We start from the raw sequence: 19,204 nt of genomic DNA, 5'->3' as shown, positions 1-19,204 counted from the left end.
ATGTGCGGCATCGCAGGTACCTACCGGTGGCCCGGCGGACAGGACATCACCACCCGCCTCACCGAGACGCTCGCCCACCGCGGCCCCGACGGCTCCGGCACCTACAGCCACCACGCAGGCGACGGCGAGGTGCACCTCGGGCACCGCAGGCTCGCCATCATCGACCTGTCGGAGACCGGCGCCCAGCCGATGACCTCCGGAGGCCTCGCCCTCACCTACAACGGCGAGCTGTACAACGCGCCCGAGCTGCGCGCCGAGCTGACGGCCGCCGGGGTGCGCTTCCGGGGCACCTCCGACACCGAGGTGGTCCTGGAGGCCTGGCGCCGGTGGGGCACCGACTGCCTGCCCCGGCTGCGCGGCATGTTCGCCTTCGGTGTCTTCGACGAGAGCACCGGTGAACTGGTCCTCGCCCGCGACCAGCTCGGCATCAAACCGCTCTTCCTGCTGCGGCGCGGCGAGGGCCTCGTCTTCGCCTCCGAGCTGAAGGCGCTCGCGGCGGTGACGGGCGGCCCGCTCGACGTGGACCACGCGGCGCTCGTGGCCTCGCTGCTCTACTACTGGGTGCCCGACTCGCGCTGCGCCTACCGGGAGGCGGAGAAACTGCCGCCCGGCAGCTGGCTGCGGTGCAGGCCCGACGGGCGCGTGGAGCGCGGCACCTACTGGAGCCTCAAGGACGTCGCCGCCGACGCAGCCGGTGCCGAACAGCCCGACCTGGCCGCCGTCATCGAGGACTCCACCCGGCGCCACATGCTGTCCGACGTGCCGGTGGCGACCTTCCTCTCCGGCGGCCTCGACTCCAGCTATCTGACCGCGCTCGCGGCCCGCCACCGGCCCGGGATCTCCGCCTACACGATCGGATTCCGCGCCCAGGACGCCAGGTTCGAGGCGATGCCCGACGATCTGCGCTACGCCCGCCAGGTGGCCCGCCGCTACGGAGTCGACCTCCACGAGATCGAGATCGCCCCCGACGTGCTCGACCTGCTGCCGCGGATGACGTACCACCTGGACGAGCCCATCGGCGACCCGGCCGCGATCAACACGTATCTGATCTGCTCGGCCGCCCGCGAGGCAGGCGTCAAGGTGATGCTCTCCGGCATGGGCGCCGACGAACTCTTCGCCGGCTACCGCAAACACCTCGCCAACCTGATCGCCCTGCGCTACCAGCGCATCCCGCGGCCGCTCAGGCGCGGGATCTCGGCGAGCGTGGACCGGCTGCCCGTCGCCACCGCACGCCGCGGCTACCGCTCGGTGCGCTTCGCGAAACGCTTCCTGTCCTTCGCCGATCTGCCGGAGGAGACCGCGTTCCGCCGCAGCTACACCATGTACGACCGGGCCGAGCTGCTCGCCCTCGTCGACCCTGACCTGGCCGGCGACGTCGACGACGTGCTCGCCGAGCACGCGGACGTCTACGCGGACAACGAACTCGACGACTTCGTCAACCGCATGTGCCTGGCCGACGCCCGGATGTTCCTGCCGGGCCTCAACCTCGCCTACACCGACCGCTCCAGCATGGCCGCCTCGATGGAGGTACGGGTGCCGTACGTGGATGTGGAGGTGGTCAAGGCGGCCTTCGCGGTGCCCGGCAGCCGCAAGATCGCCGGCCGGCAGAGCAAGGCCGTCCTCAAGGACGCGGCCGGCACCGTCCTGCCGAAGGAGATCGTCCACCGCCCGAAGGGCCTGTTCAGCGCACCGCTGCGAGCCTGGATGAGCCGTGACCTCGCGCCCCTCGTCCGCGAAGTCGTCAACGAGGGCGTGCTGGTGAAGAACGGTCTGCTGCGCCAGGAGGCGCTGCAGCGGCTCGTGGACGAGGACGCCGCGGGGCAGCGGGACTTCTCCAAGCATCTGTGGCATGTGCTGAGCCTCGAGTACTGGTATCGCGGCGCGACTTCTGGGGAGCTTCGGTGAAACAGGTGGTACAGAACTACAAGAGCGGCGAACTGGCCCTGCTCGACGTCCCGGTCCCGGGGTGCAAGCCGGGCGGCGTCCTCGTCCGCAGCTCCTACTCCCTGATCTCCACCGGCACGGAGATGATGAAGGTCTCCGAGGCCGGGATGTCGATGCTCGGCAAGGCCCGCTCCCGCCCCGACCAGGTGGCCAAGGTCGTGCAGAGCGTCGCCGCCAACGGTGTGCCCGCCACCTACCGCAAGGTCATGGGCAAGCTCGACTCGTACACCCCGCTCGGCTACTCGCTGTGCGGGATCGTCGAGGAGGTCGGCGCGGGCATCGACGACGTAAAGGTCGGTGACGTGGTCGCCTGCGCGGGCAACGAACACGCCCTGCACGCCGAGGTGAACTGGGTGCCCAAGCACCTCTACACCCCGGTCCCCGACGGCCTCGCCCCGCAGCACGCGGCCTTCGGCACGGTCGGCTCGATCGCGCTGCAAGGCGTACGCCAGGGTGAGCCGCAGCTCGGAGAGGTCGCCCTGGTCATCGGCCTCGGCCTGATCGGCCAGCTCGTGGTGCAGCTGCTCACCGCCTCGGGCGTACGGGTCGTGGGTGCCGATCCCGATCCGTTGCGCTGCGCACTCGCCGAACGACTGGGCGCCGTGTCCTGCGGCGATCCCGGCTCCGCCGCGGTGGCCTCGGCGGTCGCGGGACTGAGCGACGGCCACGGCGCGGACCAGGTGTATCTGGCCGCGGGCGGCGGCAGCAACCAGCCCGTCGAGCTGGCCGCCGCGCTCAGCCGCGACCGCGGCCGCGTCGTCGACATCGGCAAATGCCGCCTCGACCTGCCGTGGAACGCCTACTACGAGAAGGAACTCGACGTCCGCTTCTCGCGTTCCTACGGACCCGGGCGCTACGACCCCTCGTACGAACTCGAAGGCCGCGACTACCCGATCGGCTACGTCCGCTGGACCGAGCGCCGCAACCTCGCCTGCTTCCTCGACCTCGCGGCCCGCGGCCGCGTCGAGGTGGAGCCGCTCGTCTCGCATGTCGCCGACTTCGAGGACGCCGTCACCACGTACCAGAGCCTGAAGGACGGTGATCTGAAGGCGGTGGCCGTCCTGTTCCGCTATCCCGGGCACACCGTCCCCACCGAGGCGCCCCGGATCACCGTCCCCGCAGTGCCCGAGGTGCTCCAGGCGCCCGAGGTGCCCGCACCGCGGCGACGGCCACAGACCGGCCGCACCCCGGTGCGCCTCGCCTTCGTCGGCGCGGGCAACTACGCCTCCTCGATGCTGCTGCCGCACCTGACGGGACGCGAAGGCGTACAGCTGTCCACGGTCGTCACCACGACCGCGCTCTCCGCCGCCAACGCGCGCCAGAAGTTCGGCTTCGAGAAGGCCACCACCGATCTCGACGCCGTACTCGGCGACGACTCGGTCGACGCGGTGTTCGTGGTCACCCGGCACAGCTCGCACGCCGAGCTCACCCGCAAGGCGCTCCTCGCGGGCAAGACCGTCTTCGTGGAGAAGCCGCTCGCGCTCACCGAGGACGAACTCGCCGGGGTGCTCGCCGCGGTGGAGGAGTCCGGCAACGACCGGCTGCAGGTCGGCTTCAACCGCCGCTTCTCGCCGCTGCTGGGCGAGGCACGGCAGCGCTTCGGCCCCCGCGCCTCACCCGCGCACCTGCGCTACCTCGTCAACGCGGGCCGCCTCGATCACGGTAGCTGGTATCTGCGGCAGAGCACCGAGGGCACGCGCTTCACCGGCGAGGGCGGCCACTTCATCGACACGGCGAGCTGGCTGCTCGACGCCGACCCCGTCTCCGTGTACGCCCTCGCCCCGGCCGGCAACGAGGACCTGCAGATCCTGCTGCACTACCCCGACGGCTCCACGGCCACGATCAGCTACCTCACCACCGGCCCGTCCGGCTTCCCCAAGGAGAGCCTCGACCTCGTCGCCGACCAGAAGGTGCTCAAGCTCGACGACTTCGTCCGCGCCTCGGTGTACGGCCGCAGGAAGTGGGTCAGTTCGCGGTTGCCCAAGGCCAGGGACAAGGGCCAGAACGCCGAGCTCGCCGCCTTCATCAGGGCCGTACGCACCGGCGGGCCGATGCCCGTACCGCTGGACTCCCTGGTGGCCACCACCGCGGCCACCCTCGCCGTACCCGCCGCCCTGGCGAGCGGCGCGCCCGTGAGGCTGGCGAGCGCGCGATGACCATGAGCCCTGCCTGGTACGTGCGCCGGCTCTCCCGGATGGGCCCGGGGGAGATCGCCGGCCGCGCCGCCGACACCGTACGCCGGAGGCGCTGGCGCTCCGCGCCGCCCGACTGCCCCGACGTCACCGGCGCCCGGTTCACCGCGACCCTGCCCGAAGGGACGCTCGCCGACCTGCCCGCCGACGCCGTGAAACGCCTCGTCGCCGAGGCGGACCGGCTGCTGGCCGGGCAGACCGAGTTCTTCGGAGTGGTACGCGAGGACCTGGTCGCCCCCGACTGGTCGTACGACCCGAAGACCGGCCGGCACGCACCTCAGGGCTACTCCTTCGCACTGCCCTACCGCGACGAGGAACGCTCCGGGGACATCAAACAGATCTGGGAGCTGTCGCGGCACCAGTACCTGACCGTGCTTGCTGCCGCCTACGCCGTCACCGGCGACGAGCGCTACGCCCAGCGGGTGGCGGAGCATCTGCGCTCCTGGTGGGCGGCGAATCCGCCGCTGCACGGGGTGCACTGGATCAGCGGGATCGAGCTGGGCATCCGGCTGCTGTCCTGGGTGTGGATCCGCCGGCTCCTCGACGGCTGGCCCGGCGCGGCCGCGCTCTTCGAGGACAACCCGGTGGCGCGCAACCGGATCTGGCACCACCAGCGCTGGCTCGCCGCGTTCCCCAGCCGCGGTTCCTCGGCGAACAACCACGTCATCGCCGAATGTGCCGGTCAGGCCGCGGCGGCCTGCGCCTTCGACTGGTTCCCCCAGTCCGCACGCTGGTGCCGCGAGTCCCTGCGCCTGCTCGACCGGCAGCTGCGCCGCAACACCTTCCTCTCCGGTCTCAACCGGGAACTCGCCACCGAATACCACGGCCTGGTCCTCGAACTGGGCCTCGCGGCGCTGGCCGAGGCGGATGGCGCGCACGTCCCGGTCCCGGAGACGACCCGGCTCGTCCTGCTGCGGATGACCGACGCGCTCGCCGCCGTCGTGGACAACCGGCTGCGGCCACCGCGGCAGGGCGATGCGGACGACGGGCACGGCCTTGTCCTCGACGGCGGCGGCACCGACCGCTGGGGCTCGCTCCTGGCCACCGGGGAAGCCGTGTTCGGGCGGCAGCCCTGGTGGCCCGCCGTGGACGGCACCGACGTACGCACCGGACTGCTCGCCGCACTCATCGAGCGGTCCGAACGCACCGTGACCCGTCCGGCGGCCCGCCCCGCGCACTTCGCCGACGCCGGTCTCACCCTCCTGCGCGGCCCCGACGGCATCTGGTGCCGCTGCGACGCGGGACCGCACGGCTTCCTGTCCATCGCCGCGCACGCCCACGCGGACGCGCTGTCCGTGGAGGTCCGCCAGGACGGCGTCGACATCCTGGCCGACCCCGGCACGTACTGCTACCACGGTGAGCCGGCCTGGCGGCGGTACTTCCGCTCGACGCTCGCCCACAACACCCTGGAACTCGACGGCACCGACCAGTCCCTCTCCGGCGGCCCGTTCCTGTGGACGCGGCATGCCGTAAGCCGCGTCCTGGGCGTGGACACGGCCGAGGCACCCGGCGAGTCGGTGACCTCGTGGAGCGCCGAGCACGACGGATACCGGGACTCCGTGCACCGCCGCCGGGTGGAACTGGCGCCCAGGGAGCGGGAGCTGACCGTGTACGACGAGGTCCGCGGCCCGCGCCGCGAGGTGCGCCTAGCCTTCCACCTCGGCCCGGAGATCACCGCGGAGCTGACGGGCAGCCGCGCCGCACTCACCTGGAGCCGGGAAGGACAGGAACGCTCCGCGCTGCTCGACCTGCCCGCGCAGCTCACCTGGCGGGCCCACCGCGGCGAGAGCGACCCGCCGCTCGGGTGGTACTCGGCGGGCTTCGGCCGCAAACAGCCCGCCACGACGCTCATCGGCACCGGAACCGCCGACGGCACCCAGGGGTTCACGACCGTGCTCAGCTTCCGCGAGGCGGGGACAGGCCGCCGCCGATGAGAGGAGGACACGCCGGGATGACGAGAGGAGGTCGCATGCGGACGACATGGCGGCGCCTGGCGCTGCCCGCGGCACCCGTCGCACTCGTACTCCTTGCAGCGACCGGCTGCACGGGCACACCGGACACCCCGGCGAAGCCGGGCGGCGGATCCGCCACGTCCTCCGGCTCCCGGGTGTCCAAGCCCCAGGTGTGCGCCGACCCCGTCGAAGGCCCCGAGCAGGCCCCGGCAGGCGCCGTCACCATCGACCCCGCCGTGCCCGGCGACCTCGCCGCGAAGACCAGGAACAGCCCGCCCGGCACCACGTTCTGGCTGCGGCCCGGCACCCACACCCTGAAACCCGACCGCTACGCCCAGGTCGTCGCCAAGAAGGGCAACACCTACCTCGGCGCCCCCGGCGCGGTGCTCGACGGACAGCGGAAGAACAACTACGCGTTCAGCGGCACCGACCCCGATGTCACGATCCGCCACCTCACCGTCCAGGGCTTCGCCGCACCCCACAACGAAGGCGTCGTCAACCACGACATGGCCGACGGCTGGGTGATCGAGCACAGCACCGTCCAGCGGAACTCCGGCGCCGGACTGATGGCCGGAGCACGCCAGAAGGTCCGCGGCAACTGCCTGCGCGACAACGGGCAGTACGGCATGAACGCCTACAAGACCGGCGACTCCATCAAGGACCTCGTGGTCGAGGGCAACGAGATCACCGGCAACAACACCGACGACTGGGAGAAGCAGCGCCCCGGCTGCGGCTGCACCGGAGGCATCAAGTTCTGGGCCGTGAACGGCGCCGACATCCGCGGCAACTGGGTCCACGACAACCGCGGCACCGGCCTGTGGGCCGACAACAACAACAACGACTTCCTCATCGAGAACAACCTCATCGAAGGCAACGACGCCGCCGCCGTCATGTACGAGACCAGCTACAACGCCGTCATCAGGGGCAACACCATCCGGCGCAACAACTGGGTCCAGGGCCGCACCTACGCCGAACGCGGCGACGCGTTCCCGTACGCGACCGTCTACATCTCCGAATCCGGCGGCGAACCGCGCATCGAGGCCCGCACCGACCGGATCGAGATCGACGGGAACCTCCTGGAGGACAACTGGAACGGCATCACCCTCTGGGAGAACGCCGATCGCTACTGCAACAGCCCCGCCAACACCTCGAGCGGCTACTGCACCCTCCTCGTCGAGGACGTCGAAACCTGTGCGCAGCCGGGCATCAAGAGCCCTCCGCTGTACGCCGACTGCCGCTGGAAGACCCAGCGCGTGGACATCCACGACAACGAGTTCCTCCTCGACCCCACCGTCCTCAAGTGCTCGGGCCGGTGCGGCCGGATGGCGGTCATCGCCAACTACGGCACCTATCCGGACTGGTCCCCGTACAAGGGCGGCAAGATCGCCGAGGCGATCACGGGCAAGCAGGACAATCGCTGGTACGACAACGCCTACCGCGGCCCGTGGACCTTCCTCTCCGGCGACATGAGCCGGACGGTCAGCGCCGAGGAATGGCGCAGCGCACCCCAGCGGCAGGACACCGGAAGCACCTTCGAGGCAGGTACCGGTGGCTGAGACGAACCACGACCTCGCACCCGCGGGCCGGCCGAAGGCAGTGGGCATCGCCTGGGGGCTGCTCGCTCTCAACACCCTCGGCTCCGCGGGCGCGGAGACCATCATCCCGCTGCCGCGTTCGCTCATCCAGATGGTCACGATGGGCGCGCTGGCCGTGGCGTTCGTGCTCGCCCTGGTCGTCAACATCCCGCTGCGCATCCGCCCCAGCGCCTTCGTGCTGCTGCTCACGCTGCTCCTCGTACCGAGCCTGATCTCCAGCAGCAGCCTGGAATCCGGCTTCGGTGCGCTGTTCCGCTGCGCCCGCCTGGCCCTCTTCGTGGCCACGTTGTGGCTGCTGAGCCGCTGGTGGGACGGCAGCCTGGGCCTGGTCCGCAGCCACATCCGGACGTACTTCGCGGTGCTCTGCTCCGCGGCCGCCGGTCTGCTGATCTCGCCGGGAGCCGCGCTGCCCGACCTTTACGGCGGCCGTCTCGTCGGCGCGCTGTGGCCGCTCACCCCGCCGCAGATCGGCCAGTACGCGGCCGTGATCACCGGGCTCACCGTGCTGCTCCTGATCGGCCGCCGCATCAGCGGGGCGAGCGCGGCCGCCGTCATCGTGCCCGCGCTCGTCCTGCTCGCACTGACCCACACCCGAACCGCCACCGTGGGACTGCTGGTCGGCCTAGCCGTCGCCACCTGCTCGCTGCTCGCGACAAGTGCCGCCGCCCGCCGGTTCTTCACCTGGACGGTCGTGCTCGCCACCGTGGCCGCGGTGGCGCTCTCCTCGGCGATCGAGGCATGGTTCCTGCGCGGCCAGAGCGAGGAGAACTTCAGCAGCCTGACCGGCCGGGCGAAGGTCTGGGACGCCCTGCTCGCGGCGCCCCGCACCACCACGGAGGAGCTGTTCGGCAAGGGCCTCGGCGACAAGTCCTTCGACGGACTGCCCATAGACAACAGCTGGCTCGCCGTCTACGACGAACAGGGCCTCACCGGCACGGCCATCGTCGCCGCGATGCTGCTCACTCTCGGCGCCGTCGCCCTGCTGCGGCCGCCTTCGACCGCCCGGGCCTGCGCGCTCTTCCTGATCAGTTACGTCGCCCTCTCCTCGTACACCGAGGCCGGGCTGGGCGACGCCTCCTCGTACCTGCTCCACCTGGCGCTCGCCGCCTCCCTGCTCGCCACGCCCGCCCCGGATCCGTACGCACCTCAGCCCGCCACACAGCCGGAAGGACGGTCCGAAGTGCTCCGACCACCCCGTATCCCGCGCTGGGCCAGGAGGTGAGCCCCGGCATGCACATCCTCGTGGTGCACAACCGCTACTCCTCGGCTCAGCCGAGCGGCGAGAACCGGGTCGTCGACGAGGAGACCGCCCTGCTGCGCTCGGCCGGCCACCGCGTCGAGCTCTTCGAGCGGCGCAGCGACGACATCCGCACCCGCTCGCTCGCCGGCAAGGCCGCCGTGCCGCTCCTCGTGCCCTGGAATCCGGCCGTCCGCAAGGAACTGACCGCGCATCTGCGCGCCACCCGCCCCGACGTCGTGCACATCCACAACGTCTTCCCGCTCCTGTCGCCCGCGGTTCTCGCCGCCTGCGCCGATGCCGGGGTGCCCGCCGTCGCGACGCTGCACAATTACAACCAGATCTGCGCCCCGGGAACGCTGCGCCGCGACGGCGCGACCTGCACCGAGTGCGTGGGCTCGGCGGCCGCCCTGCCCGCCGTCCGGCACGGCTGCTACCGCGGCTCCCGCCTCGCCACGGTCCCGGTCGCGGTGAGCATGACCGTCAACCGGCGCCGGTGGCGGTCCGGCGTCGAGCAGTTCCTGTGCATCTCCGGCGCACAGCGCGATGTCCTCGTACGGTCCGGAATGCCCGCCGAACTGCTCACGGTCAAGCACAACTTCGTCCCCGACCCCGGCATCCGCCGCACCGGCCCCGGCGCACATCTGTTGTACCTGGGGCGGCTCGCGGAGACGAAGGGTATTCCGCTGCTGATGGCCGCCTGGGACAGGCTTGCCGCGGACGGCGGCGTGGGGGTGCCGCTCGTCATTGCCGGAGCGGGACCGCTGGAGGACGAGGTCGGCGCCTGGGCGCGGGGCCGCGCGGACGTGCGCTACGTCGGCCTGTACGACCAGGAGCAGTGCAACGAGGCCGTCGCCGAGGCGGTAGCGGTGCTCGCCCCGTCGCTGGCCATGGAGACCTTCGGCCTCGTGGTCGCGGAGGCGATGGCCGCCGCGGTGCCCGCAATCGCGGCCGCGCACGGCTCGTTCGTCGAACTCGTCGACGACGGCCGCACCGGGCTCCTGCACCGGCCGGGCGACAGCGCCGACCTCGCCGAGCACATCCGCGAGATCGCCGCCGACCCGGAGCGCAACCAGGAGATGGGCCGGGCGGCCCGGCTCCGCTACGAACAGGGCTTCAGTCCGGCGGTCGGCCTGAAGCGCCTGGAGGACGCGTACCGCACCGCGGTCGCGGCTCGGACACAACCGATGGGGGGCAGGACATGACACGTTGCCGGCTGTGCGGCTCGGCGGCCTTGTCGAGCATTGTCGATCTGGGGGCGACCCCGCCCTGCGAGAGCTTTCTCGCCGCGGATCAGCTGGACGATCCGGAGCCCGCGTACCCGCTGCATCTGCGGGTCTGCGAGGAGTGCCGGCTCGCCCAGCTGCCACCGCTGATCACACCCGAGGAGACATTCACGCAGTACGCGTACTTCTCCTCGTACTCGACCTCCTGGGTGGAGCACGCACGGAGCTTCGTCGAGACGGCGGCCGAGCGGGCGGGGCTCGGGCCGGAGTCCTTCGTGGTGGAGGTGGCGAGCAACGACGGCTACCTGCTGCAGCATGTCGTCGAGCGGGGGATCCGCTGCCTGGGCATCGAGCCCTCGGTGAACGTGGGCGCGGCGGCCCGGGACAAGGGCGTGCCCACGCACACCGCGTTCCTCACGCAGGAGACCGGTACGGCGGTACGCGAGGAGCATGGGCAAGCGGACCTCGTCGTCGCCAACAACGTCTACGCGCACATCCCGGACGTCGTCGGCTTCACGCGGGGCCTGCGAGCGCTGGTCGCGGACGACGGCTGGGTCTCCATCGAGGTGCAGCACCTGCTGAGCCTCATCGAGCAGAACCAGTTCGACACGATCTACCACGAGCACTTCCAGTACTACACGGTCGCCTCCGCGATCCGGGCGCTCGCGAGCGGCGGACTGGCCCTGGTGGACGTGGAGCTGCTGCCCACGCACGGCGGCTCGCTGCGGCTGTGGGCGCGGCCCGCGGAGGCGGCCGGTGAGCCGTCGCATCGGGTCGCCGACGTACTCGAACGGGAAGCGGCGGCCGGGCTGGAGACGGCGGCCGGATACGCCGCCTTCGCCGCGCGCGTGGCAAAAGTGCGCCGGGACCTGCTGCGCTTCCTCATCGAGGCCGCCGAACGCGGCGAGAAGGTCGTCGGCTACGGCGCCCCGGGCAAGGGCAACACCCTCCTCAACCACTGCGGCATCCGCCCCGACCTCCTCCCGTACACGGTCGACCGCAACCCCTACAAGCACGGCAGGTTCACACCCGGCACCAGGATCCCGGTGCTCGCGCCCGAGCGGATCGCCGAGGACCGGCCCGACTACGTCCTGGTCCTGCCCTGGAACCTGCGCGACGAACTCGTCGAGCAGCTGTCCTATCTGCACGAATGGGGCGGCCGTCTCGTCATCCCGATTCCGGAACTCAGCATTGTCGAGGTCAAGGCATGAAGGTCGTTCTCTTCTGCGGCGGTTACGGGATGCGGATGCGCAGCGGCGCCTCGGACGACGCACCCAAACCGATGGCGATGGTCGGACCACGGCCGCTGCTGTGGCATGTGATGCGCTACTACGCGTACTTCGGGCACACCGAGTTCATCCTCTGCCTGGGCTACGGCGCCCACCACATCAAGGACTTCTTCCTCAACTACGAGGAGACCACCTCCAACGACTTCGTCCTGCGCGGCGGACGCACCGAGCTCCTGTCCACCGACATCGCCAATTGGACGATCACCTTCGCGCAGACCGGCATCGAGTCCCCGATCGGCGAGCGGCTGCGCCGGGTGCGCCACCACCTCGACGGCGACGAGATGTTCCTCGCCAACTACGCCGACGTCCTCACCGACGCCCCGCTGCCCGAAATGATCGAGAGCTTTCGCCGACGGGACGCGGGCGCGTCGATGATGGTGGTGCCGCCGCAGTCCTCGTTCCACTGCGTGGACCTCGGCGAGGACGGGCTCGTCGGCGGCATCACCGCGGTCAGCGAGCTGCCGCTGTGGGAGAACGGCGGCTACTTCGTGCTCCGCCAGGAGATCTTCGACCACATACCGGAGAACGGGGACCTCGTCGGCGACGGCTGCGCCGAACTCGCCAAGCAGGGACGCCTGGTGGCGCACCAGCACCGCGGCTTCTGGAAACCGACCGACACCGTCAAGGAACGCTCCGCCCTCGACGCCGCGTACACCAGGGGCGAGCGGCCCTGGGCACTGTGGGAGCGGGCCACGGCGGAGGTGCAGGCGTGATCCGGCTCGAAGCCGCGCCCCTGCGGCGGATCGTCGCCGTCGGCGCGCACTGCGACGACATCGCGATCGGCGCCGGCGGCACCCTGCTCGCCCTCTGCCAGGCCCACCCCGGCCTGCGCGTCGACGCCCTCGTGCTCAGCGGCGGAGGCACCGCACGCGAGCAGGAGGAACAGGCCGCGCTTGCCGCCTTCTGCCCGGGCGCCGAGCTGCACCTGACCGTGCACAAGCTCCCCGACGGACGGCTGCCCGCGCACTGGGACGAGGCGAAGAGCGCCGTCGAGGAACTGCGCGCCCAGGCCGACCCCGACCTCCTGTTCGCCCCGCGCACCGACGACGCCCACCAGGACCACCGCTCACTCGCCCGGCTCGTCTCCACCGCCTTCCGCGACCACCTCCTGCTCGGCTACGAGATCGCCAAATGGGACGGCGACCTCGGCCGTCCGGTGGCCTACCAGCCGCTGTCGCCGCAGACCGCCGAGCAGAAGGTACGGCTGCTGCACGAGCACTACCCCTCGCAGCGCCACCGGCCCTGGTTCGACCGGGAGGCCTTCCTCGGGCTCGCCCGGATCCGCGGCATCGAATGCCACGCCCGCTACGCCGAGGCGTTCGCGGTCACGAAACTCACGCTCAACCTGGGAGGCTGACACCTTGCGCGTACTGCTCACCGGACACCAGGGCTACCTGGGCACCGTGATGGCCCCGGTCCTGACGGCCGCAGGCCACGACGTCACCGGCCTCGACGCGGGCCTGTTCGCCGACTGCGTCCTCGGCCCGGCACCGGCCGACCCGCCGGGCCACCACGTCGACCTGCGCGACCTCACCGCCGAACACCTCGCCGGCATGGACGCCGTGATCCACCTGGCCGCCCTGTCCAACGATCCGCTCGGCTCCCTGGCACCCGAACTGACCTACGACATCAACCACCGGGCATCCGTACGCCTGGCCCGCCTCGCCCGCGAAGCCGGGGTACGGCGCTTCCTGTACGCCTCCACCTGCTCGGTGTACGGCGCGGCGGGCGGCGACGAACTCGTCGGCGAGGACGCCCCGCTGCGCCCGGTCACCCCGTACGCCGAGTCCAAGGTGCGCGTCGAGGACGATCTGCACGAGCTCGCCGACGCGGACTTCACCCCCGTCTACATGCGCAACGCCACCGCCTTCGGCCACTCGCCACGGCTGCGCGCCGACATCGTGCTCAACAACCTGGTCGGCCACGCGCTTTTGTCCGGCGAGGTGCTCGTGCTCTCCGACGGCACGCCCTGGCGTCCCCTGGTGCACGCCGCCGACATCGCCCGCGCCTTCACCGCCGCGCTGAGCGCGCCACGGGAGGCGGTGCACGACCGCGCGTTCAACATCGGCAGCGAGCGCAACAACGTCACCGTCGCCGAGATCGCCGAACAGGTCGCCGAAGCGGTCGACGGCTCCAAGGTGGTGATCACCGGCGAGACCGGTGCCGATCCGCGCTCCTATCGAGTCGACTTCTCTCGCTTCCGCGGTGCGGTCCCCGGCTTCGACTGCGAGTGGTCCGTGGGGCGGGGCGCGCGTGAACTCGCCGACGCCTACAGGGAGTTCGCACTCACCCAAGAGGACTTCGAACAGCGCTTCACCCGACTCGCGGTGCTGCGCTCGGCGACCGAGGCCGGCACGGTGGACGAGAGCCTGCGGTGGCGCCGATGACCGAGCCCGGCGACCGGCATGCAGCTCCGGCCGGCGAGCAGATGCACGCCCTCGTGGAGCGGCTCTACCCGCTCTGCCGCAGTATCACCGGCGACGGAGTGCGCGCCACCCTGGACATCATCGGCGAGTACCTCCCGCTGCGCGTGCACGAGGTGCCGACGGGCACCCGGGTGCTCGACTGGACGGTGCCCAAGGAGTGGAACATCCGCGAGGCCCACATCACCGCCCCGGACGGCCGCCGCGTCGTCGACTTCGCTGATTCCAGCCTGCACGTGCTCGGTTACAGCGTGCCCGTCTCGGCCACCCTGCCCCTGTCCGAGCTGTGCGAGCATCTGCACACCCTGCCCGAACACCCTGACTGGGTGCCGTACCGCACCAGCTACTACGCCGAGACCTGGGGGTTCTGCCTGGCCCAGAACGCCCTCGACGCGCTGGAGGACGGCGACTACGAGGTCCGGATCGACTCCACTCTCGCGGACGGCCACCTCACCTACGCCGAGCATGTGATCGAGGGCCAGGTGCCCGAGGAGGTGATCGTCTCCTGCCATGTCTGCCACCCGTCCCTGGCCAACGACAACCTGGCCGGCATCGCCGTGGCCGTCTTCCTGGCCCGCGCGCTCGCCGAACAGGCCCGGGAGCAGGCGCAGCCGCCGTACTACACGTACCGGTTCCTGTTCGCTCCCGGCACCATAGGCGCGATCACCTGGCTCGCCCGCAACGCGGAGCGCGTGCACCGGGTCAGGCACGGGCTCGTCCTCGCCTGCGCCGGTGACCGGGGCGAACTCACGTACAAGCGGAGCCGACGCGGCGACGCGGAGATCGACCGCGTCCTGCGGCATGTCCTCGACACCTCCGGGCGCCCGCACAGCATCAGGGAGTTCACCCCCTACGGCTACGACGAGCGCCAGTTCTGCTCGCCCGGCTTCGACCTCGGCGTCGGTTCCCTCACCCGCACCCCGTACGCCGGCTATCCCGAGTACCACACCTCCGCCGACAACCCCGACTTCGTCTGCCCGGAGGCGATGGCGGACACCCTGGCCGTCTGCCGTGAGGCCTTCGCCGTACTCGACCGCAACCGGTACTACACCAACCTCAGCCCCTACGGCGAACCACAGCTGGGCAGAAGGGGCCTGTACGCATCCCTCGGCGGACGCAGCGACGCACAGCAGGCGCAGATGGCGATGCTCTGGGTGCTCAACCTCGCCGACGGCGAGCACAGCCTCCTCGACATCGCCGAACGCTCCGGGCTTTCCTTCGACACCCTCGCCGAAGCGGCCGCCGCCCTGGGCGGCGCCGGACTGATCAAGGCGTGAGCGCGATGACCGCCGAGCGGGAGCAGACGAAGGCGGCGGACGCGCCGGGCCGGGCGCGACCGTCCAACGCCAGGAAGGCCGTCATCGGCCGCCTGTCCTGGGGCCTCGCCGACCAGGCGGTCTGCAGCATGAACAACTTCGTCGTCGGCATCTTCGTGGCCCGCTCCCTCGGCCTCGCCGCCTTCGGCGTGTTCAGCCTCGCCTGGGTGACGTACGGCGTGCTGCTCAGCATCTCCCGCGGTCTCGCCACCGATCCGCTCATGGTGCGCTTCAGCGGGGTGCCGACGGCTTCCTGGCGCGCGGCGGCCGCCCGCTCCACGGGTACGGCCGTGAACGTGGGCGCGGCGATCGGCCTGGCCTTCGTGGCGGGCGGCCTCGCACTCGGCGGCCTGGTCGGCCCGGCCTTCGCCGCGCTCGGTGTCGTCCTGCCCGCCCTGCTGCTGCAGGACGCCTGGCGGTTCTCGTTCTTCGCCGCGGGCACCGGCCGGAAGGCCTTCGTCAACGACGTCCTCGCCAGCCTCACGCTCATCCCGGCGATGGCGGTCGCCGCCCGCGTCGACACCGTGACCGCCTTCGTGTGCGCCTGGGGTGCGGCCGCCGCCGTGGCCGCCGCGTACGGCTGCTTCCAGTCCGGCATCCGGCCGCATCTGACCGGTACCCGCGGCTGGCTGCGAGAGCAGCGCGACCTCGGCTACCGGTACCTCGTCGAGAACGTCGGCGTCAGCGGGGCCGGCCAACTGCGGGCCTACGGGCTGGGAGCGATCGTCGGGGTCAGCGCGGTCGGCGTGATCCGCGGCGCGGAACTCCTGCTCGGCCCTTTCCTCGCCATCCTGATGGGCCTCTCCCTGGTCACCGTCGCGGAAGCCGCACGCGTCCTGCGACAGGCCCCGCACCGCCTCACCCGCTTCTGCTTCCTGCTCGGCGCCGGCCTCGCCGGCACCGCGCTCCTGTGGGGCGGTGCGCTGCTCCTGCTGCCGGACGGGGCCGGGGAACTCGTCCTCGGCGAGGTCTGGCACGGCGCATCGCAACTGATCGTGCCCGCCACGCTCGGCGTCGCCGGATCCGGCCTCGGCGTCGGCGCGGCCGCCGGGCTGCGCGCGCTGGCCGCGGCCCGGCGCAGCCTGCGCTGCCAGCTCTTCGCCTCCACCTGCTACGTCGGCGGCGGACTGGGCGGCGCGGCCCTCGGCGGCACCGAGGGATCGGCGTGGGGCGTGGCCGCCGCCACGGTCTGCGCCTCCGCCGTCTGGTGGCTGCACCTGAGAGCCGCCGCACGCGAACACCACCGCTCCCATCCCCGAGAGCACGGCACCACCAACCCCCCTGGTACGAAGTGAGGACGTCATGACGGCTCAACCCCGGCTCAGCATCGGCCTTCCCGTGTACAACGGCGAGGAGTACCTCGCCGAATCGTTCGACGCCCTGCTGGGCCAGACCTACGAGGACTTCGAGCTGGTCGTCTCCGACAACGCCTCCACGGACGGCACCGAGGAGATCTGCCGCAAATACGCCGCCCAGGACTCCCGAATCCGCTACATACGGCTGCCCCGCAACATAGGCGCCTCACCCAACCACAACTACGTGTTCACCGAATGCCGCGGCGAACTCTTCAAATGGGCCTCGCACGACGACCTGTACGCCCGCGACCTGATCGGCCGCTGTGTCGAAGCACTCGACGCACGCCCGGACATCGTCCTCGCGCACAGCGGACAGGCGGTCATCGACGCCGACGGCACGGTCAAGGTGCCCTACGAATACGGCCTCGCCACCGACTCGCCCCGCGTTCCGGAACGCTTCCGCAGCCTCCTGTTCGAGCCCGGCGGCGACGACTTCTACGGCGTCATGCGCGCCGACGTGCTGCGGCGCGTGAAGCCGATGGACAGTTACCACCACGCCGACCGCACCTTCGTGACCGAGATCGGCCTGCACGGACCCTTCCACCAGGTCCCCGACATCCTCTACTTCCGCCGCGACCACCCCACGCGAGCCGAACGCGCCAACCCCTCCAAGCGCTCCCGCTGCATCAACCTCGACCCGCGCCGCGCCGGACTCCTGCACCCCACGCCACGGCTGCTCGCCGAGTACGTATGGGGCTTCATGTCCGCGCTCAGGCGCGCGCCGCTCAGCGTGGCCGAGCGGCGCGCCTGCCACCGCCACCTCGCCGCCTGGCTGACCAGCCGGGCCCGGCCCGGCGCGGGGGAGCGGGTCGAGGACCGCGCCCCCGTCGACCCGGCCGCGCTCACACTGCGCCTGGACGACCTGGTCGCCGGCCGCGAAGGGCGGCAGGCGTGACGCCTGTGCGCGTGGGTGTGTTCGGGCTGCTCGGCTCCGGGAACGTCGGCAACGACGGCTCCCTGGAGGCCGTACTCGGATATCTGCGCACCCAGCACCCCGAGGCGGTGGTGGACGCGATGTGCGGCGGCCCGCGCACGGTCACCCGACGGTTCGGGATTCCCGCGCGGCGCCTGCACTGGTACCGCGACGAATACCGGACCGCCTCCCGCGCGGGCGCCCTCCTGGGCAAGGCGTTCGGCAAGCTGGCCGACGCCGTGCGCACCGCCGCCTGGGTGCGCCGCCATGACGTGGTGATCGTGCCCGGCATGGGCGTCCTGGAGGCGACCCTGCCGCTGCGGCCCTGGGGCTTCCCGTACTCCTTGTTCCTGCTGTGCGCGAGCGGGAAGCTGCTGCGGACCCGCGTCGCCCTCGTCGGCGTCGGCGCGGACACCATCGCCGGGCGACCGACCCGGGCCCTGGTGCGCTGGTCGGCGCGGCTCGCCGCGTACCGCTCGTACCGTGACGAACACTCCCGCGCGGTGATCGCGGCGATGGGCGTGGACACCACGCGGGACCCGGTCCACCCGGACCTCGCCTTCGCGCTGCCCGCCCCCACCGGGAGCACGGGCGCGCGCGGCCAGGTCTGCGTGGGCGTCATGGACTTCCACGGCAACAATGACGAGCGGGCGCGCGGCGAGGCGATCCGCCGCCGCTACCTGGAGGAGGCCACCCGCTTCGTACGCGCCCTGGCCGACGAGGGCAGGCGGGTACGGCTGCTCACCGGGGACACCTGCGATACTCCGGTGGCCGAGGCGGTCATCCGCGCGGTGGACTCGCCGCTGGTCAGCGCCGCCGAAGTCACCTCGCTCGCCGACCTGATGGCCGAGACCGCGGCCGCCGACACGGTGGTGGCGACGCGCTACCACAACCTGATCTGCGCCCTGCGGACCGGGACCCCCACGCTCGCCATCGGATACGCCGCCAAGAGCGAGATCCTCATGGAGGGGATGGGACTCGGCGCGTACACCCACCCGGCGCGCGAGATCGACGCCGACCGGCTCATCGAGCAGTTCCGCATGCTTGAGAAGCAGTCCGAACAGGTGCGGGAGCTGCTCTCGGAACGAAACCGCGACATCGACAGGCAACTGAGCGGCCAGTTCGACCGGTTGACCGCCGACCTGTTCCCCACCGGCCTGCTCACCGCCGGCCTGTTCCCCGCACCTTCCCCCTCGCACCGGGAGCCCTGATGAGAGTGTCCGAAGTCCCGGAGATATCCGGCGCGTTCCTCTTCGAGCCGACCCCGTTCGCCGACGAGCGCGGCTTCTTCTGCCGTACGTTCGACGCCGAGGCGGCCCGTTCGGCGGGCATCGACCCCGACGCCTTCGTCCAGGACAGCCTCTCGCGCTCGGTACGCGGCGTCGTGCGCGGCCTGCACCTGCGCTCCGGCGCCGGCGAGGCCAAGCTGGTGCGCTGCTCGTACGGGCGGATCTTCGACGTCGTCGTGGACCTGCGCCCCCAGTCGCCCACGTACCTCGGCCTGGCCACCTTCGAACTGTCCGGCGAGAGACAGACGAGCCTGTACATCCCGGCGGGCTGCGCGCATGGCTTCCAGGCGCTGACCGAGACCGCCGACACCTCCTACCGGATCGACCGGCCGCACGACCCCGCCGAGGACGTGACGATCGCCTTCGACGACCCGGAACTCGCCATCTTGTGGCCACTGCCCCCCACCGCGATGTCCCGGCGCGACCGTGAGGCGCCGGGTCTCGCCGAAGCGCTGAAGCACCAGGAGACCTGA

The 19,204-nt window shown here is 71.4% G+C and carries 15 protein-coding genes; all 15 read left to right on the top strand.

Annotation, left to right across the window (positions count from 1 at the left end; translation table 11 throughout):
* Genes asnB through ACLF6P_RS24985 form a run of 15 tightly spaced genes read left to right on the top strand, consistent with a single transcriptional unit; the run spans position 1 to position 19,204 of the window.
* Positions 1-1,905: an asparagine synthase (glutamine-hydrolyzing) gene (gene asnB, locus ACLF6P_RS25055; RefSeq protein WP_415953153.1), complete on the top strand. Its 1,905-nt coding sequence runs from the start codon at positions 1-3 to the stop codon at positions 1,903-1,905.
* Positions 1,902-4,100: a bi-domain-containing oxidoreductase gene (locus ACLF6P_RS25050; RefSeq protein ID WP_415953151.1), complete on the top strand. Its 2,199-nt coding sequence runs from the start codon at positions 1,902-1,904 to the stop codon at positions 4,098-4,100. Before asnB ends, ACLF6P_RS25050 begins: the two co-directional genes overlap by 4 nt.
* The gene (locus ACLF6P_RS25045; RefSeq protein WP_415953149.1) at positions 4,097-6,070 is read left to right on the top strand and encodes an alginate lyase family protein; all 1,974 of its coding nucleotides are present in this window, start codon (positions 4,097-4,099) and stop codon (positions 6,068-6,070) included. Before ACLF6P_RS25050 ends, ACLF6P_RS25045 begins: the two co-directional genes overlap by 4 nt.
* A gap of 35 nt (positions 6,071-6,105) precedes the next feature.
* A complete protein-coding gene (locus ACLF6P_RS25040) occupies positions 6,106-7,644 on the top strand; it encodes a right-handed parallel beta-helix repeat-containing protein (RefSeq protein ID WP_415953147.1) in 1,539 nt (512 codons plus the stop codon).
* The gene (locus ACLF6P_RS25035; protein WP_415953146.1) at positions 7,637-8,905 is read left to right on the top strand and encodes an O-antigen ligase domain-containing protein; all 1,269 of its coding nucleotides are present in this window, start codon (positions 7,637-7,639) and stop codon (positions 8,903-8,905) included. The genes ACLF6P_RS25040 and ACLF6P_RS25035 overlap by 8 nt, the downstream gene beginning before the upstream one ends.
* Before the next feature lie 8 nt (positions 8,906-8,913).
* Positions 8,914-10,125 (top strand): glycosyltransferase family 4 protein, encoded by a 1,212-nt coding sequence (locus tag ACLF6P_RS25030; RefSeq protein ID WP_415953144.1) that lies wholly within the window; start codon positions 8,914-8,916, stop codon positions 10,123-10,125.
* A complete protein-coding gene (locus ACLF6P_RS25025; protein WP_415953142.1) occupies positions 10,122-11,357 on the top strand; it encodes a methyltransferase domain-containing protein in 1,236 nt (411 codons plus the stop codon). The genes ACLF6P_RS25030 and ACLF6P_RS25025 overlap by 4 nt, the downstream gene beginning before the upstream one ends.
* A complete protein-coding gene (locus ACLF6P_RS25020; protein ID WP_415953140.1) occupies positions 11,354-12,148 on the top strand; it encodes a glycosyltransferase family protein in 795 nt (264 codons plus the stop codon). Before ACLF6P_RS25025 ends, ACLF6P_RS25020 begins: the two co-directional genes overlap by 4 nt.
* On the top strand, positions 12,145-12,792 hold the full coding sequence (locus ACLF6P_RS25015) for a PIG-L deacetylase family protein (protein ID WP_415953138.1): 648 nt from the start codon (positions 12,145-12,147) through the stop codon (positions 12,790-12,792). The genes ACLF6P_RS25020 and ACLF6P_RS25015 overlap by 4 nt, the downstream gene beginning before the upstream one ends.
* Before the next feature lie 4 nt (positions 12,793-12,796).
* Entirely contained in the window at positions 12,797-13,822 is a 1,026-nt protein-coding gene (locus ACLF6P_RS25010) for an NAD-dependent epimerase/dehydratase family protein (RefSeq protein ID WP_415953137.1), read from the top strand.
* A complete protein-coding gene (locus ACLF6P_RS25005; RefSeq protein WP_415953135.1) occupies positions 13,819-15,135 on the top strand; it encodes a DUF4910 domain-containing protein in 1,317 nt (438 codons plus the stop codon). The genes ACLF6P_RS25010 and ACLF6P_RS25005 overlap by 4 nt, the downstream gene beginning before the upstream one ends.
* Positions 15,136-15,140: 5 nt before the next feature.
* Positions 15,141-16,469, top strand: coding sequence for an MATE family efflux transporter (locus ACLF6P_RS25000; RefSeq protein WP_415953307.1), 1,329 nt, complete (start codon positions 15,141-15,143; stop codon positions 16,467-16,469).
* A gap of 7 nt (positions 16,470-16,476) precedes the next feature.
* The gene (locus ACLF6P_RS24995; RefSeq protein ID WP_415953133.1) at positions 16,477-17,424 is read left to right on the top strand and encodes a glycosyltransferase family 2 protein; all 948 of its coding nucleotides are present in this window, start codon (positions 16,477-16,479) and stop codon (positions 17,422-17,424) included.
* Positions 17,421-18,653 carry a polysaccharide pyruvyl transferase family protein gene (locus tag ACLF6P_RS24990; protein ID WP_415953131.1) on the top strand — a complete coding sequence of 411 codons (1,233 nt, stop codon included), beginning with the start codon at positions 17,421-17,423 and terminating at the stop codon, positions 18,651-18,653. Before ACLF6P_RS24995 ends, ACLF6P_RS24990 begins: the two co-directional genes overlap by 4 nt.
* Positions 18,653-19,204, top strand: coding sequence for a dTDP-4-dehydrorhamnose 3,5-epimerase family protein (locus ACLF6P_RS24985; RefSeq protein ID WP_415953129.1), 552 nt, complete (start codon positions 18,653-18,655; stop codon positions 19,202-19,204). The genes ACLF6P_RS24990 and ACLF6P_RS24985 overlap by 1 nt, the downstream gene beginning before the upstream one ends.

Source organism: Streptomyces lothianensis (assembly GCF_047779955.1).
Taxonomy (GTDB): domain Bacteria; phylum Actinomycetota; class Actinomycetes; order Streptomycetales; family Streptomycetaceae; genus Streptomyces.
The sequence above is the reverse complement of the archived record's forward strand: the minus strand, read 5'-3'. Positions and strand labels throughout refer to the sequence as shown.